Annotated in this window: 10 protein-coding genes; 1 reads left to right on the plus strand and 9 read right to left on the minus strand. The window is 38.5% G+C overall.

Annotation, left to right across the window (positions count from 1 at the left end):
- The first annotated feature begins 85 nt into the window (after positions 1 to 85).
- On the plus strand, positions 86 to 970 hold the full coding sequence (locus QNI22_RS12640; protein ID WP_314510990.1) for a DUF6089 family protein: 885 nt from the start codon (positions 86 to 88) through the stop codon (positions 968 to 970).
- A gap of 28 nt (positions 971 to 998) precedes the next feature.
- Here QNI22_RS12640 and QNI22_RS12645 read toward each other — a convergent pair whose 3' ends face one another.
- The 9 genes from QNI22_RS12645 to QNI22_RS12685 all read right to left on the minus strand — a co-directional run bounded on the left by QNI22_RS12645 (position 999) and on the right by QNI22_RS12685 (position 17518).
- Positions 999 to 2873 (minus strand): PAS domain S-box protein, encoded by a 1875-nt coding sequence (locus QNI22_RS12645; RefSeq protein WP_314510991.1) that lies wholly within the window; start codon positions 2871 to 2873, stop codon positions 999 to 1001.
- Positions 2874 to 2923: 50 nt separating this feature from the next.
- Positions 2924 to 7417, minus strand: coding sequence for a PAS domain S-box protein (locus QNI22_RS12650; RefSeq protein ID WP_314510992.1), 4494 nt, complete (start codon positions 7415 to 7417; stop codon positions 2924 to 2926).
- A 14-nt stretch (positions 7418 to 7431) separates the two neighbouring features.
- Positions 7432 to 8244, minus strand: coding sequence for an alpha/beta fold hydrolase (locus QNI22_RS12655; protein ID WP_314510993.1), 813 nt, complete (start codon positions 8242 to 8244; stop codon positions 7432 to 7434).
- A 718-nt stretch (positions 8245 to 8962) separates the two neighbouring features.
- A complete protein-coding gene (locus tag QNI22_RS12660; RefSeq protein ID WP_314510994.1) occupies positions 8963 to 10504 on the minus strand; it encodes a glycoside hydrolase family 28 protein in 1542 nt (513 codons plus the stop codon).
- 51 nt (positions 10505 to 10555) lie between these two features.
- Positions 10556 to 11503, minus strand: a complete 948-nt coding sequence (locus QNI22_RS12665; RefSeq protein WP_314510995.1) for a purple acid phosphatase family protein — start codon at positions 11501 to 11503, stop codon at positions 10556 to 10558.
- An 80-nt stretch (positions 11504 to 11583) separates the two neighbouring features.
- Positions 11584 to 13101, minus strand: a complete 1518-nt coding sequence (locus QNI22_RS12670; RefSeq protein ID WP_314510996.1) for a glycoside hydrolase family 28 protein — start codon at positions 13099 to 13101, stop codon at positions 11584 to 11586.
- Positions 13102 to 13140: 39 nt separating this feature from the next.
- Positions 13141 to 15348 carry an alpha-N-acetylglucosaminidase gene (locus tag QNI22_RS12675; protein WP_314510997.1) on the minus strand — a complete coding sequence of 736 codons (2208 nt, stop codon included), beginning with the start codon at positions 15346 to 15348 and terminating at the stop codon, positions 13141 to 13143.
- A 59-nt stretch (positions 15349 to 15407) separates the two neighbouring features.
- Positions 15408 to 16550 carry an acyltransferase family protein gene (locus QNI22_RS12680; protein ID WP_314510998.1) on the minus strand — a complete coding sequence of 381 codons (1143 nt, stop codon included), beginning with the start codon at positions 16548 to 16550 and terminating at the stop codon, positions 15408 to 15410.
- An 89-nt stretch (positions 16551 to 16639) separates the two neighbouring features.
- Positions 16640 to 17518, minus strand: a complete 879-nt coding sequence (locus tag QNI22_RS12685; protein ID WP_314510999.1) for an inositol oxygenase family protein — start codon at positions 17516 to 17518, stop codon at positions 16640 to 16642.
- Positions 17519 to 17535: the final 17 nt, after the last annotated feature.

Genomic DNA, 17535 nt, shown 5'->3' on the forward strand with positions numbered 1-17535 from the left:
ATAAAAAAAGGTATTTATGCGTATAGTACCTATGTACGCTACTCATACATTTTTCGTTATCTATATGTACAATTCTTCTGTTTCAATGAAATATCTACTACTTTTTTCTTGCTGGTGCATAGGGATGGTAAGCCCTATCTGTCTGAACGCTCAAACCAAAAAAAGTGGCTATTTTCAGAACAAGCAATTTGGCTCAAACATAGATCGCTCCCTTAAATTCACAATAGGTGGTGGTATTACCTCCTATTCAGGAGATTTAAACGATGTGGGTGAACGTATTAATACTATTTTCAGTGGAGGGATATTGTATAAATTTGCGCCTCACCTTAGCCTTAAAACAGAATTTAGTTTTTATCAGCTTTCAGGTACAGACGTCGGAGGAAAAAACTGGCAAAGAAATCTTTCTTTTCAATCCCGAAATTTTGAAGGATATGCCGGACTTATGTATGAATTATTTGATGTAGAAAATCCTATGCGCGGTCAGGGCTTGATTGTCAATCCATATGTATGGGCAGGATTGGGTTTTACTACTGTGAATCCTTATACTACATTAAACAACACAACCTATTACCTGAGACGCTTTAAAACAGAAGATGTATCATATAGTGGAGCCACAGCTGTAATTCCTTTCGGTATGGGTGTGCGATTTGAAATAAGCCGTCGGATTGGATTTAGTTTGGAAGGAGCCTATCGGTTTACCTTCTCAGATTATCTGGATGATGTAAGTACTACATATGTAGGAAGTGCCAATATAACTGACAATATTCGAGCCCAGTTGGCAGATCGAGGTCCTGAAGTTAATCAACCTTTTCGGGAAGCAGGAGCTCAACGCGGAAATGCAAACCGCAAGGATGGATATGCCACATTAATGTTGAAATTTGAATACCTGATTTGGCCATTTAACAAATATGGTAAGCCAGAATGTCCAACTTCAATCAAATTTACTCGCAAACCCTTTATTAAGCGATAAAACTAGTTGACTTACAAGGGAACAACATTTATACCTTTGGTAAGCTTACAATAAACGTTGTTCCCTTAGTAAGTTCACTTCGTAAGCTTATTTCTCCATTCAATGCGTTTACTTGGGTTTTAACTAGATATAACCCTAAACCTTTGCCCTCAATTTCAATATGGAAGCGCTTATGCATTCCAAATATACTATCCTGATAGGAGGCTAGATCGATTCCCAAGCCATTATCTTCAAACGAAATAAACACAGAATTTCCGTCTGTATATGACTTTATTTTCAAACATAGTTTCCTTTCTGTCGATCTGAATTTAAAAGCATTTGAGATCAGATTATAAAAGATACTATGAATATAACTTCTTACAGAAAAGATAGTAGGTACTTCATCAAAACATGTCTCCATATAGTAATCCACATCTTTTCGTACGGGGATAATAAGTCCGCAAACGTCCTGACATAGATCTTCTAATACTATGACTTCCTTGATACGGCTTACAGGCTTATGATATTCTAGGATTGTATTCAAATCCCTGATAACTGTATCCAGCTTTACCAATGTAGACTTGATGTGATGCACAATTTCTTTATTTACTACTTCACTTACTTCTTCATCCTGCAAAAGGTTCATCAGTCCCAACAATGTTGCTACTGGTCCACGAATATTGTGGGATGTGATATATCCAAACTGTTGTAACTGCTCGTTTTGACGAATTAGCTCCCGATTTAAACGACGTTCCTGTTCCTGAGCGTCTACCCTTATCGTTATATCTCTGATAATTACAGTATAATATCGATTCTGAGCTACCGTTACCTGTGAGATGGATGCTTCAATAGGAAATTCTTTTCCACTGGCATGAAGACCATACAATACATCCGATTCAGATCCCATTAAACGTGTTGTCTTTTTAGACTCCCCAAATTGCCAGATAAAATCAGCATGTCTGCTACGATAACGTACAGGAATTAATATATCAATTGCCTGATCCAATAAGGTATTTGCAGTATAACCAAACATTTTTTCCCCAGCCTCATTGATCATTACAATCTTCTGATGATTATCAATAGTGATAATAGCATCCATAGCAGAATGGATGATACCTTCCAGTCTGGACTGAAATTCTTTTGCTTCTGCTTCTGCTTTGATACGAGTTGTAATATCCAGAAGGCTCACAGCAATTCTTGTAATTCTGTCCTGTTCATCATATACAGGAGAATAGCGTATTTGAAACCAGCGTTCTTTTTGATTGGCTAACTTCATTAATCGTTCCTCAGTAACCATCTCCCCCTGCAAACAAAGCAAGATGTTTCGCTTAAACGGAATATGTAGTTCTTCAGGTATATACTTGAGCATGGAGTCACCGATTTGAGGCTCTTTATCCAGCAGATGAAATGTGCTCGTCCGGGCCATTGTATTCAGACGTTGAATGCAGTATGAGGAATCTAACAGATAGATTGCCTGAATACTACTATTGAAGTAGGCTTCCAGTTGTGCCTTTGCATCAATTATTTCTTTATCAGCCTGCCGCTTTTGCCTTCTGTTTTCAGCCTCCCGAATAGCCCGCTCTATGGCAGGAGCCAATCGCGTCAGGTTGTCTTTCATCAGATAATCATCCGCACCGGCATGCATTGCCTCTACAGCGGTCTCTTCACCTATGTTGCCTGAAACGATAATAATCGGAATATCTTTCTCTGATTGTTTTACGGTCTCTATCACATTGATTCCGGTAAAATCAGGTAAATTATAATCGGATATGATAATATCCCACTCTTCCTGTTCCAACAAAGAGGAAAGAGCAGGCATAGTATCAACTGTCACATATGAAAATGGAAGAAGAGCTTTATTCAAATGTCGGATCAGGATTCTCTCATCCAGCTCCGAATCTTCTATTAATAAGAGACGCAACATAACCCTATTTTTTTCAGACCCAAAACCTTTTAATTACTTCAGCTCTATAGTTAAAATATTTCCCACAATGTAAAAAAGAAGGTAGCTCCTTTATCGGGAGCTGCTTCAGTCCAGATATGTCCTCCATGTTTTGCGATAATACGTTGTACAGTAGCCAATCCAACTCCTGTCCCTTCAAAATCTCGTTTGGAGTGCAAACGCTGAAAAGGCTGGAATAATTTATCAGCGTACTTCATATCAAAGCCGACCCCATTATCTTTGATATAATATACAGGGGTTTCATTCTCTGTTATTTTACCCAACTCAATAACTGTTTCTTCTCTTTTTCCTGTATATTTCCAGGCATTGTTCAGTAAATTCTGTAATGCAATACCCAGAAGCTTCTCATCTCCCATCACTATCAGATCATCAGAAATGCGGGTAACAACTTTGCGTCCAGGACTCTCCTTCTGTAAGTCTTTCAAGATAGAATAAGCTATTGTACTTAGATTAACAGCCTCTTTATTGACTTCTGATTTAGTTACTTTGGCTAATTTCATCAGATCTTCAATCAACTGCCCCATTTTCTGGGTAGCGCTACGAATAGTATTCAAATATTCAATGCCTTCAATGTCCAGCTTCTCAGCATAATCTTCCTGTAAGGCTCTGCTAAAACCATCAATACTCCGTAATGGAATGCGAAGATCGTGAGAAACAGAATAGGAAAATGCTTCCAATTCCTTATTGGCAGCAATCAGTTGCACGGTCCGTTCCTTAACTTTTTGTTCAAGTTCTTCGTTTAGCTGCTCTATTTTTAGCTCATATTGTTTCTTTTGGGTAATATCCATGATGATACCTGTTGCCCGTATAGGTTTTCCACTCTCATCACGAACTATCACCTTTCCCATATCATATACCCATTTCCAGGTGCCTGATTTGGTTAAAAGTCGAAGTTCAGCCTGATAATAAGAAGTTTGGTTCTTCAAATGACCTTCCATTATTCCCGTTGTAGCCTCCAGGTCATCCGGATGTATAAGATCTATCCAGTTTTCAATTCGCTGTACAAGTTCTCCCCGTTTATAGCCTAATATCTCCAGCCATTGATCATTATAATCGATATCTCCTGTTTGTATATTCCAATCCCATAATCCAAGTTCCCCACTTCGTAAGGCTAACTCCAGCTGTTGTTTGTCCTCTTCCAGCTTTTTGGTAAGATGCATCCTTTCTGTGATATCTCTGGCAAGAACAGAAACGCCTGACCGGGTAGGGTAAAAATACATTCGATGATAATACATTTGTCCCTGATATATCAGTTTATTGGTGAAATTCTGGGGAGTTCTTGTCTTTATTACCTCAAGTATTTTTTCTTCAATAGGTGATCCTTTTAATCCTGGTAGTATGTCATATACACTTTTACCTATCAACTGTTCAGATGATCTTCCCGTAAATCTTTCACTGGCTCGGTTATAGTAAGTATATCGCAGATCTTTGTCCAAAGAGAAAAATATATCGGTAATACTATCTGCCAGATCCCGATAATTTTGCTCAGCCTGATACAACTTGGATACATCTCTGGAAATAACCAACACTCCTCCTCTTATGGAAGGGTAGACATAAATATGAAATCGCCTTTCCTCATTTCTGTAATACTCAACATCGTCCAACTCTGTTGAGACTCCTGTTGCCATTACCTGCCTGTATACCTTCAGACGTTCCCGAGCTATTTCCATATAGTCTGAACTTAGTTGTCTTTGTACTAATACATCCTCCAGTTTTCGTCCCTTCACCTCAGCCAATCTGAAACCTGTATACTCTTCAGCGGTAGCATTCATATACTGATAACGAAGTTCTTTATCCAGTAATAAAATAGAATCCGTTATACTCTCACCCAACTCATGATAATTTTTCTCTGCTTCGATTCTGGCAGTTATATTCCGAGTAATTGCCAAAACGCCTTTTTGTTGAGTTGGATAGACCGCAATCTCCAGATAAGTAAGTCTTTCATCTCGAAGTATAGTTGTAGAAACCACCTCCTGAATCCCGGTCTTCATTACTCTTTGATAAGTATCAAACCGATCTCTGTACTGATTGTAGTAATCTTCCCCAAGTGCTTCAAAAGGTGTTTTACCTAAAATATCCTTCAGATGCTTTCCTGTACTTTTTTCTGTCGCTTTATTCCAATAGATATATCTAAAGTCCTGATCCAGCATAACAATAGGTTCTGTAATGCTCTCAGCCAGGTCTTTAAAACGGAACTCTGCCATTACCTCCTCTGTAACATTCTGTATAATAGCAAAAGCACCATTTGTAGTGGTAGGATAAAGATTTATTACCAGATACACCCATTGACTTTTGTATTGAAAAGTAGTAGTTGAGTTAGAAGAAGCGCCTGTATCAATGACCTTTTGTACATGGAACTCTATAGCCTGGCTCATTTCCTCGTCAAAGAGCTCATGCGACTTTTTACCAAGTATATACTTCCGATCCAGACCTGCATTCAGCTCAGCAGCTTTGTTGACATAGACATAGCGCAATTCCTGATCAAACACAACAAAGATCTCGCGCATGTTCTCTGTAAGATCCATATATTTCTGCTCACTTATCTCTAATTTTTCGGCAGCCAGACGCTGGATCTCCAATGTAGCGGCTTTCATCTGCTCTGTCAATATCAGCAGTTCTTCGTTTGTAGATGTTAATTCTTCATTAGCGGCAATTAATTCTTCATTGAGTGTCTCCATCTCACCATGTTTTGCTTCCAGTGCATATATGGCATCCTGCAAAGTATTTTCTGTGTCTTTCAGGTAAGTAATATCCTGTGTAGTTCCGATAAACTGATCCGGTATACCGTCTACATTGCGACGGAAAACGGTCTGTCGAAGCAATAGATAATGATATGTACCCTTATGATGTTTGATACGTACTTCTGTTTTGCAAATCTCATTATCCAGAGCATGCTGACATGCCTCAAAAAAGTTTAGGTACACATGAAAATCATCTGGATGAATGACAAAATTAGATCGTGTAAGATCTGGATATAATTCAACCATAAATTCCGCCATATCTTCTCTGCTCATGTAAATAGTCTGTCGTGACGCAAGATCAAGTATGTATATGGTACTGGGAGTGGTGGAAATAATCTGTTCTACAAATGTTTTTTGTTCCAGCAGATGTATATGTGATGTATGAAGCTTTTCATTTGTGGTTAACATCTCTTCATTAAGTACACTCAATTCTTTTTGATGTTGTTTTAATGCAGCAACTGTTTCCATTAATTCTACTTCCGTCTTTTTCAACTGTGTGATATCTTCAACAATCACTAATACCTGTTCTGGAATACTATCCTGTCCCCGTTGAAAAACTACTCCATTCATTCTCATAAAAGCATACTGATTATCTTCCTGGATGATTTTATAATGAAGAATACGGACTTCGTGATCTTTTGCGTTTGCAAAATCGTAGAAATACTTAGTATATTGAATATAGTCATCAGGATGTAATACATCAGCTGTTACTGGTACATCAACAGGTCTGTTTGAATAAATTGTAACAAGTGTATTTATATCTATTACTGCTACTTTATGCGGAATGGTTATATTGATAAGTTCTACAAACCGATTCTGTGCAGCAAGCTTTTCGTTGGTGATTGTCAAACTTTGATTTACTATGTGTAATTGCTCCTGTAACTGGATTTCAGAAGTTACGTCATCAAACAACCAAAGTTTACCATTCAGCAAATCTCCATTCATTGGGATACAGGAAACTTTCAGGACTAAAGAGACTGGGATATCGTATTTCCAAAACCAGTCCTTTATAACAGATCGTGAGAAAACTTTTACAGCCTGTCCTGAAATCTCATCCTGGTTAACAGCTTTCATCCGAAGTTCATACATACGGTTAGAAACCTGTTCTGCCGGATGCTCACCTGGGGCGATATTTAACCATTTGGATGCTGCCTCATTCACATAGGTTGTAGGTGAACTATCATTTATAAATAGACATCCTTGTGACATATGCCTGGTCAATTCATAAAACTGTGTTAATTCTCCTTCAAAGCTACGTTGTTGATAGAACGCTTCCAGTATTTCACACAAATGAACCTGACAACAAGTCAAGAATAACCGAAAAAAATTATCTACCTGAACCACACTCTTCCATGTAAGCATAACCACTCCCTCAAAATAGGCTCTAAAAACAGGAATTAACGCAACAAATTGTATATCTGTACCTGTTACACTTTCCAGACTTTTCAAGAGATGAGGATCGTCTATTAATAAAGGTTCTGATTTGTTACCAACCAACAATGATTTATAAACCTGAGATCTAAAACTGTAAGTATTCTCTATTGGTGGCTGAGCTAAGATAATCTGGGCAGTCAGACTATCTGCTGCCTTTACAAGTAGTAACGAATCTGCGGTTGCCAATTCTTTGATTAGAGATAAGACAAGATTTATCCGCTCCAAACCATTTACATTCTTATTAATATTCTGTAAACCAGAAAGAAATGCATACATCTTTTCAAGCCACTTCGATAATTCTTCATATTCTGGCAATTTAGATCGATCCATTATTTTCATGTATTTTATAAAAAAGTACCTATTGCCTGTATCACTTCCCCTGGTGCTGACATATGTGGAAAATGTCCCTTTGCATTTATATATAACAAATTACTTTCCCGAATACTAGCATTCAAATAGGCTCCTACCTGATGAGGGACAGCAATATCTTCATGTGCATGAATAAGCAGTACAGGCTTTTGTACAGCAGGTAAATCTTTTCGGTGATCTGACTGAAAAATAGTTCTGGAAACACTTAATGCAATATCAGGACGGATTTCTCCTAATGTTCTGGCAAATTCATTCCCTAATCCAGGTCGATGAGGCATGTTCATTGCCAATGGTGCAAATCCACTTACCCATGTGAAGTAGTTTTGCTGCATGTTATCATACAGTTGATCCAGATCTGCCTGTTCAAAACCACCTATATAGCCAGAGTCACTATCATTCAGATATCTGGGAGAAGAACTCAGACATATGAGTTTTGAAAAGAAATGAGGAGATTGGATAGATGCTAATAATCCCAGCATTCCACTCACAGAATGGCCTATCAGGATCACATCTTTCAACAAAAGATCTGAGCAAACTTGTAATAGGTCTCCTACATAGCTATACAAAGAATTATACAGAAGAGGACTGTATAAAGCGGGATCTACCTTGCCTGATCCTGCATTATCAAATAAAATAAGGCGGTATTTATCAGCAAAAGCATCTTTCACAAAACGCCAGGCCGACTGATCTGTACCAAAACCATGAGCAAAAACTATAGTGGGTTTACTCGATTCTCCTATAATGGAAACATTGTGCTGAACCAAAAAATCAGATGCAGTAACAGACATATCCCTCTAAAATAAAATATGAGATAAGATAGATCTAATATCATATAGCAAATTATCTGTATAATATAATCATACAATTTGCCCGATGTTATTATGATTTAATAATGGATTTACTCCTGCTCTTTTCCGGTATTTAAAGATTCTAAGTTTAAAAAGCTAAATGGAAACAGCTTCTTTATAAGAACAATGCTTTGAGGTTTGATTGAGGTTTCTAAGATATAAAAAAAAATACAAGAATCAAGTAACAATACCAAATCCAGTAACACTGGTAGAATAATATCTCCATAAATAAAAATCTCAAATCAATAGTTTATAGTCTGCTATACAAAATTTAAAAATATACTTTCTATGCTGGTAAATGACAAAAAATAGTATACCAATAAATGTTTGATTAACAGATTACTTTACAGAACGTTATAAAATTATCTTTTTCATCCTTAATCCCATCTATGTCGATCGAAAATCTTCTAAAAATCAACATATAGAAGTAATTCTTATGTTTGTCAAGTTATAAGTGCTTAACAATAATGATAGCTGTTTGTTTAATTTCACATAGTATATTATCTAAAATGTGGAAATATAGACTCAGCTGAACCAGTTCTGTAGATGAAAAAGTTTATACGTTAAAAAAGAATAAATTTTTCTACTAGTTGATTTTATAAAAAACGTGTATCCACATTTGTTAGATTATAGATACACGTTGGATACAGATATCAATTTACTTCTGGATCTTCACTGTTTCTGTCTTACTCAATGGTGAAACTATTTTTTTAACAGTAGCATTGTCTGTTTTGTGAAGCAGGATAGCTGGAGCACTTTTCACTGTAGGAATGGAAACATCCACAAGCTTTAAAGCTTTTACATCATCAAAGATCATAGGAATCCGGAAGTCTTCATCTTTATAACTTATTTTTACATTCTTCATAGTGACACCCTTTGCATGTCGCACATAAAAGCCCCAGGCAGGCAGCTCTCCAAACATAGAAAACTCCGGATAATCTGAAATTTTCTCAGGAATCTGTGTCAATGCATCTGGACTCACATAGGCAACCTCTTTACTGGCACCTCCTTCATATTTTACCTCTATATTTTCCAGTACAACATCTTCTATCGGATAATCTGGTAAACCTACAATGGAAGATGGGTATACATTATGGGGTTCTCTCACAACAGGTCCTTCTTCGCGATATCCTTTATCAGGTTTTCCTTTGGGTACTTCCACTGTTACATTGCCAATGTAAATATGACGTAAGTGACTTTGAACAGTATCTTTATTGCGATGTCCAATACGAATAAAAATAGCATTTCCGGTATTGGTTGCTTTGATGTTTCGAATATCTATGTTTTCCATAAAGCCACCATCCACTACTTCCAATGCAATGGCAGAACGATATGTATCATAAATTACCAGATCCCGCACGGTAATGTCTTTGAAACCACTCCAGGAAGCTGTTCCAAATTTTAAAGCACTGGCACTGGAACGAACTTTACAATTGGCGATATAAATATCCTCACAGATGTTTTTACGATTCCGATCTTCTGACTTGAGGCAAATACCATCATCTGCAGCATTGATAAAGCTATTTGTGATTTTCACATGTCGACAATCTACCACATCAATGCCATCATTGTTCAGAAACGTAGTACTTTCTACCCTGATACTATCAATAATCAGGTTTGTACAATTTACATACTTTTGTATCCAGTCGGTACCATCCCGAAAGGTAATGCCTTTTATCTGTACACCATCACAATTCCGCCATTCCAATAGCTTCGGGCGATTATCTTCAGCTGGACGTATCTGATGCCAGGGATTTTCGGTTTGCCATTCATTATCCTCTAGTGTACCAGCTTTTAACATACGATAAATATCCTCAATCAGTTTGTCGGACTGCCCATCAATAGTTCCTTTGCCTGTAATGGATATATTTTTCTGACCATCAGCAACCAGCAAGGCGGAAGCTTTTTTAGGACCATACTCACTACGACGGGATGTTCCTAACAAAACAGCATTTTCAGCCAAATATAATCCCACATTGGATTTCATATGTAATACTCCCGTTACAAATCGACCGGCAGGAATTAGAACTCTCCCTCCACCTGCTGCACTTGCCTCATCAATTGCTTTCTGAATAGCTTGTGTATTATGAGTTTCGCCATCTGGCTTTGCACCATAGGTAGTAATAGTAAAGACTTTCTGTTGACCAATAACAGAAAAGGTACTTATCAGACAACCAATAAAAAGAATAGCATTTTTCATGAACTTGAAGAGTTAAATACGGAAGCTAAATTTCTTCAGATAGCTTGATTTCTATTTTGTTAATTCTGTAGTATACACAATGTTCCCTTCATGGTTAATGACCTGCACATATAGCTTTTTATCCGTAACAGAGAAGGCCATAAAGCCATACTCAGACAGCGCCAACTTGCTGATAGGCAGAGTCCCGATTTCTGTCTTTTCGGATGCAGATCCTGATACAAAATAATGAGTCTTGCCTTCTGGCAATAAATGTTGCAGATCATGATCATGCCCACAGAGATAGGCGTCTACTTTGTATTTGTCCAATACGGATTTTAGAGAAGCTCTTACAGCTCGTGTGTCATAGCTTTCTCTACGTTTTTGGGTGGCAGTAAATAAGGGATGATGCCCTACCACAATCTTCCACTTGATAGTAGGAGAGTTATTAGCTAACACACCTTCCAACCAACGTTTCTGTGCTGTACTATCCTGTCCAATGGTGGCATTGCTATATTCTCCTTTATAAAACTGTGGTATCAATGGATTGGTATCAATAAAGGCAATCAATACCTGTTTAGTAGTGTCACCATGGATTGAAAAGATCTTGGAATAATAGCGGGCGGGCATCTTCCAGCGACGGCTGATTTTTGAATAGGCAACCTGCGCATCTGGATTAGACTTATAATCATGATTTCCTAACACCGGATACCAGTCCCATTGTAGCGAAAAATCAGTATAGATATCCTCAAAGGAATATTTCCAGAGGGGATCATGCTCACTAATGACTCCACTGGGATAAAAATTATCTCCGGTTGCTATAATGAAATCTGTTGAGAGTGTTTTGGCGGCTTTGCCCATTTGTGTGGCAACAGGTTTTTGATGATCCTCTCCATTACGGCCCCAGTCGCCCATAACCAGAAAGTTAAGTGCATCTGGATGTTTGGTTAATTCTTTTTTCTGTGCCTGTACAAGTTGAAAGCTCAGGAGGGAGATGAATAAGGCACTAATTACTTTTTTCATAAATTGGATGGCTTGTTATATATAAATCAGAAAAAACATAATAATAAGCCCAGAAGATGGACTACTACAAAAACAGAGAACTATTGAATCTTTAGAGATTCGGCCTCTGAAAAGGAAGATTTCACTTCTGTTAGTACTGGTTTGGCCACTTTATTCAAAATCCAAACCGGTTTTGTTGTAGCATTGCCAGACTCTACTCCTGAAAGTTTTAATCCTTTAATATCATCAAAGACACAAGCAGGCCGAAAATCTTCTTTTACCAATGATAGTTTTACATTTGAAAATTCAATCCCTTCAGCATGTCGCACATAAAAGCCCCAGGCAGGCAGTTCTCCAAACATAGAGAACTCCGGATAATTAGGTATTTGCTCCGGAACCAGATGAAGTGAATCTGTTGAAACAAACGCTTTGGTTTTAGAGGCTCCTCCTCCATACACAATCTCAATATTTTCCAGTTGTACATTTTGAACAGGATGTCCGGGTAATCCGGTAATGGAAGAGGGGATTAGATTATGTGGAGGCACCTTCGGAAGAGGTCCTTCTACAGGGTAGCCTGCATCAGGTTTACTGGCAGGAATTTCAGCCCTTACATCCTGAATAAGTACATCCCGTAAGATACCATATTGATTTCCTGTATTACGATGCCCCAAACGAATAAAAATTGCATTGCCTGTGTGAGTAGCCCGAACATGTTTAATCCTGACCTTTTCAATGATTGCGCCATCTACTGTCTCCAAGGCAATAGCCGAACGATATGTATCATATACTGTCAGATTCTCAACTACAATATTCCGAAAAGCGCCCATTGAACCGGTTCCAATCTTAAAAGCATTAGCACTAGACCGAATCGTACAGTTCTTGATTGTTATATTTTCACATACTCCTTCTTTGTCTTCTGATTTCAAACAAATACCATCATCGGCTGAATTAATAAAGCAATCTTTAATGGTAACATTCTTTGTATCGACAATATCAATACCATCATTGTTCCAGTAAGCAACACTTTCCACCCGAATATGATCAATAGTTACATCTTCACAATTCTGGTAGTTCTGTACCCATCCAGAGGCGTCTTTAAAAGTAATACCTGAAACACGGATATTTTTTGATTTCTCTAACCCAAGTATCATCGGACGATTAGCTTCTGTAGGACGCTTGATTCTCCACTCCGGATCCTGAATTAGATTCTTATTCAGTAATTCGTATAGATTTACCACCAATTCTCTTCCCTGCCCATCTATGGTTCCTTGGCCAGTGATTGACACATTGGTAAGATTAAAGCCTGTTAGTAAGGCCAGTTTTCCTTCTCCTTTGGTATAATCCAACCGATTGGTACTTCCTAACAAAACTGCCCCTTCTTCCAGATGGAGTTCTACATTAGAACGCAGATACAGTCCTCCTGTCAGGAAATACCCAGCAGGAATGATCACCTTCCCTCCTTTTTTAGAGATATCATCAATAGCTTTCTGGATTGCAGAAGTATTATTGCTCCTACCATCCGGTTTAGCTCCATAGGAAGTAATAGTAATTACTGTTTGCTGACAAATACCTATGATACTATGTATAATGCAAATACAAAGCAGAATTGCTTTTTTCATGGCTGCTCAATTAAAATTCAACTACAATCTAACTCTATTTTAAATTGCATAAGCAGCCTGTACCTTCTTCCAATACTTCTTATATAGTTGTCGGGCTACATCCACTGACACACCCACAGGTTTATCCGCAAAGGCTTTTTGTTCAGTAACCCACTCCCATTCCCATTTTTTAATTTCCTTTTCAAAAGCAGCTAAGTCTATTTCCTTTCCGGAAACTAACGCTTCATTCACTCGCTGGAAAAACTGTTGCCATCTGGGTTTATAAAAATCACTTAGCAACCCATTCCACTGACGATTGGAATATTCATGTAATGGACTGTTTTCATCTCCCCATAGAGTTACCAGATCACGGGCATTCTGTTCATACAAAGCTTTTTCTTCTGCTGTGGTGCCACAACTACGCGCTTCAGCAATCCATTTTCCCAACAGAAAATCTTTTCGTGTTCCCAGCAACTTATTCATATCATCAATCAACTCAATAAACTCTTTGCTATATTTCTGAAAATCCGCCTGATTCTTTTGTTTGTAAGCCTGTACCCATTTTTTCTGTAGAGGCAGGGCATAATTAGCCAGCACCTGTCGCGTGACATCCACCAGATCATACTGGAATCCATCACTGGACTTGCATGTGTTGATCGCCTGAACCAGATGTTGCCAGGCTGGTAAAAGTTCAACAGGAGGATAATTCAGTTTAGTGCGTGTCCATACTGTGGTTGAATCAAAGGTAGGTCGTCCTGTTACAATTGATTCAGCTCCATCCCGAATGGCTTTGCCATTGTAGACAGTTGTTTTCAAAATCTGCCAGGCTGCTAAAGTATGTTCATTGGTATTACCATAACGATTTCGGATATAATCAGGCAACCATTTATCCAGATTAATAGGTTGATCTCTCCAGGTGTTGGCCATCATCAGTTCATATAAAACAGGATTCTGCTCAATAGCTTCCATAGTGAGTCCAATTCCTTTCAAATTGCCACTTTTCGGATCATGCAATGCCTCGGCGGGACCTTTTGCAGCCCCTTCTATCCGTCCAAACAGATTGACATTACCCCCAAAATTATTTAGCATATTCCAGATCCAGGGTTTGCCATAAAATGCCTCAGTACTTTTCCATACAGGTTCTATTTCTGTGGCCAGATCCAGCACAATCATATGGTCATTGGGGACGGCATCCAGTAAAGCTTTGATTTGTGGAGCTTTCCAGAATTTGCGATCACTGTAGAATAACCATCCCTGCATAACCCATACAGCTTGTGGATCTGCTTGTCGCATTCCTTCATATACACGCGCACTCAGCTTAGACAAAAATTCAGGCTCATCAGAGGGTGGCTCGTTTTCGTTGAAGGTATCTGCGGAATACAAGTGATCTGTACCAAATAAAGTAGTTTGTTTCTGTAGAAACTTCTTACCAATCTCAGCAAACATAGGATCTTCCGAGTCCAATATATAGGTATCTGCAAACCCATTGGTCCAGTTGGTAGCTTTCAGTTTAGCATGAGGAAAGCGATGACGAAAGGCAGCAGGAACGTGCCCTGTAAATGCAGGCAGTACAGGTTTCATTCCTAATTCACGTTCACGAGCAACAATCTTTTGCTGCAATTCTTTGTGGCTTTGCATCCAGCTTACAGGAAGTGGACCACCCCATGCATCCAGGTTTCCCATCCAGAACCAGGAGAAATATGACGGGCCACTAAAGAATGCTTGTAAATCCTGATCCGTAAATCCCATTTCCTTATATACTTCATACCATGTATATTCTTCTCCGGTAATTGCCAGAGGCATATTGATCCCATGCAATGCCATCCAGTCTATCTCTTTTTGCCAGCGTTCCCAATCCCACCAGCTCATGCTGTAGTTGAAGGTACAGTAGTTCAGATAATAACGGTAATGATAGGGTGTATTCTTGTGAACCTTTTCAGGTACAACAGGCAGAGAAGCAGGTAGTTTTAAATTTGTTCCATTCCATGTAATCTGGCAATGGGCATATTCTGTCAGATAGTAATATAAAGCAGATCCTATTGCCACTCCGGTACTTCCTCTAAGAATAATTTTACCATTCTTACTTTCTATTTCAAATGCATCTTTTCCTTTTTCAGGAGCTAATGCTTCCACCTGAAAGTACTGAGATTCATTGGGTAATATTCTTTTTACAAAAGCTTCAGAGGCTTGTACATTGAGCTGAGCCATCACATAGGATGTAAAAAACAGATGGATAGCTCCTACTAGTAGAATTCGCTTAAAATACATGTATACGCAAAAATTTATGTAGAATATTCGTTGTTCAATCTGATACTTAGTGGTTCTTTTTATACTTTTAAGAACCACTTTTGCTGATATAAAAAGTATAGGAACCCTAGTTGTACAGCGACAATTCCAGCGGCCAGCCATACTGGCTGCCAGGCTGCCTCTGCAAACTTAATCAACCCTCCAAAAAGAAAAACAGTAGTATGTTCAAAATCAATAACTCCATGTGAGGCCATATATATAGTAATCGAATTCATTCCTATCCATACCAGAGGCATAGACCATTTCTGAAATCCGGCAACATCAATAATCAGATAAAAAGTAGAAAGAAACAGCAGGCTCCAGCCACAGGTAAGCAACACAAATGAACTGGTCCACATATTTTTATTAATGGGAAAATCCAAATGCCAGATCCAGGCAATACCAATAAGTAAAAGCCCTACTGGAATCATAAGAAATCCTTTTTTGAGGGGTGTCCATCCAATAGACGACCACCGTAGAAATTGGCCTGTAAAAATTCCCATCAGGGCATTAGCAATAGCAGGAATGGTAGATAGAAATCCTTCAGGGTCGTAAACTTTCCGATGCAGTTTACCTGGCAACAATATACGATCTATATATGCCTCCATATTTCCTTCGGGAGTAAGAACACCTGCACCAAATCCTGGAACAGGAATAAACTTCATAACAACCCAATAACCAATCAATAATCCTGCAAACCACAGCAGTTGCCCTCTGAGATTACAGTAAAGAAAAATAAGTCCGGCAAAAAAACACGATAAGGCGATACGTCCAAGTACACTGGCAAACCGGGTGTTGTCATATCCTTGCCACTTCAGCAATCCGTTGACAACCATTCCCAAAATGATCAGGATGAGTGTACGCTTTAGAAGATGCCACAAAATCTTTTGTCGAATAGCTGATTTGTTCTCAGCAGAACTTCCTTCCAGCTGTTTTCCCATGGAATAAGGCATAGAAACCCCAGCTATAAAAATAAAAAGAGGAAATATCAGATCATAAAACGTAAATCCATTCCAATCTGAATGATGTAGTTGGTCGGACATCCAGTCAATCAGTGAATTGTCAGATGCACTGGCCCAGGAATGAATTAACCCTTCTCCACTAATAATCCAGAACATATCAAATCCTCTGAGAGCATCCAGAGACTGTAATCGTTTTAGGTGTGGTTTCTGATTTGTATGCATATTGGCAAGAAGATCGCCTATCTATAAAAAACTCTCTGACAAATAAGACATTCTGCCAGAGAGTTGTACCAGGTTGCTTTAATTAACTTTTAAAATTTTAATGTAGATGGCAAGTACTTAGCTACCAAATCTTCATAGTAAGGTCTGAGTGCTTTGGCATCAGGAGGTACAGGAACTTTTGAGTACAGATCGTAGGGATTGAATTTATTTACCCATTCAAACATTTTATGGTCATGCTCTGTCATCAGATGGGAATAGGCATTTTCGCGATGTTGTGAGTAGAATGAGTGATAACGAATCATATACAAGGCAGGTTCTGGCAAATAGTCTTTCATCATCTGATACAGGTATTCATCGTGCCCCCATGACATACGCACATTATCTAATCCACAGTTAGGTTCGTAAATGCCATATTTTGTATTATAGCGTTCATCTGTAGAATCAGGATTTGCAGCAAAAAACTCAGGATAAACGATCTTGTCTGAATGCTGGCATCCAACAGGGAAAGTATCTCCTACTACCGCCCACTGAGGTTCTCCAAACAGACACAACACTTTACCCATATCATGCATAAATCCAGTCAATACAAACCAGTCCGGATGGCCATCAGCCCGAATGGCTTCTGAAGTTTGGAGCAAGTGCTGTAACTGATCCAGGCTGGTATCCGGGTCAGAGTCATCTACCAGTGTATTCAGAAAATCTACCGCTTCCCATAATGACATTTCCCGCTTATCAAATTTCAGAAAATCAGCTCTCTTCTCCTTTACAAAATCATAGGTTTGATAGGTATGGTTAAGTCGGTAAAACTCACGCACAGTATCTACCCGTTCAGAATCAACATAATTTCGATACTCTTCTTTAGTCTTTACAGACTCATCCGGATCAGGATAACGCTTTAACAAATCGTCTTCCCATTCTTCCATACTGGATAATGGAGATACTTCCTTTTCTGTGAATTTCTGGTTCATAGGGTTATAATAATTGA

The organism is Xanthocytophaga agilis, assembly GCF_030068605.1.
GTDB lineage: Bacteria > Bacteroidota > Bacteroidia > Cytophagales > 172606-1 > Xanthocytophaga > Xanthocytophaga agilis.

Coding starts and splice junctions, on each gene's coding strand:
- QNI22_RS12650 (WP_314510992.1), bottom strand. CDS start 7,417: ATGGATCGATCTAAATTGCCAGAATATGAAGAATTATCGAAGTGGCTT.
- QNI22_RS12680 (WP_314510998.1), bottom strand. CDS start 16,550: ATGCATACAAATCAGAAACCACACCTAAAACGATTACAGTCTCTGGAT.
- QNI22_RS12670 (WP_314510996.1), bottom strand. CDS start 13,101: ATGAAAAAAGCAATTCTGCTTTGTATTTGCATTATACATAGTATCATA.
- QNI22_RS12655 (WP_314510993.1), bottom strand. CDS start 8,244: ATGTCTGTTACTGCATCTGATTTTTTGGTTCAGCACAATGTTTCCATT.
- QNI22_RS12675 (WP_314510997.1), bottom strand. CDS start 15,348: ATGTATTTTAAGCGAATTCTACTAGTAGGAGCTATCCATCTGTTTTTT.
- QNI22_RS12685 (WP_314510999.1), bottom strand. CDS start 17,518: ATGAACCAGAAATTCACAGAAAAGGAAGTATCTCCATTATCCAGTATG.
- QNI22_RS12660 (WP_314510994.1), bottom strand. CDS start 10,504: ATGAAAAATGCTATTCTTTTTATTGGTTGTCTGATAAGTACCTTTTCT.
- QNI22_RS12645 (WP_314510991.1), bottom strand. CDS start 2,873: ATGTTGCGTCTCTTATTAATAGAAGATTCGGAGCTGGATGAGAGAATC.
- QNI22_RS12665 (WP_314510995.1), bottom strand. CDS start 11,503: ATGAAAAAAGTAATTAGTGCCTTATTCATCTCCCTCCTGAGCTTTCAA.
- QNI22_RS12640 (WP_314510990.1), top strand. CDS start 86: ATGAAATATCTACTACTTTTTTCTTGCTGGTGCATAGGGATGGTAAGC.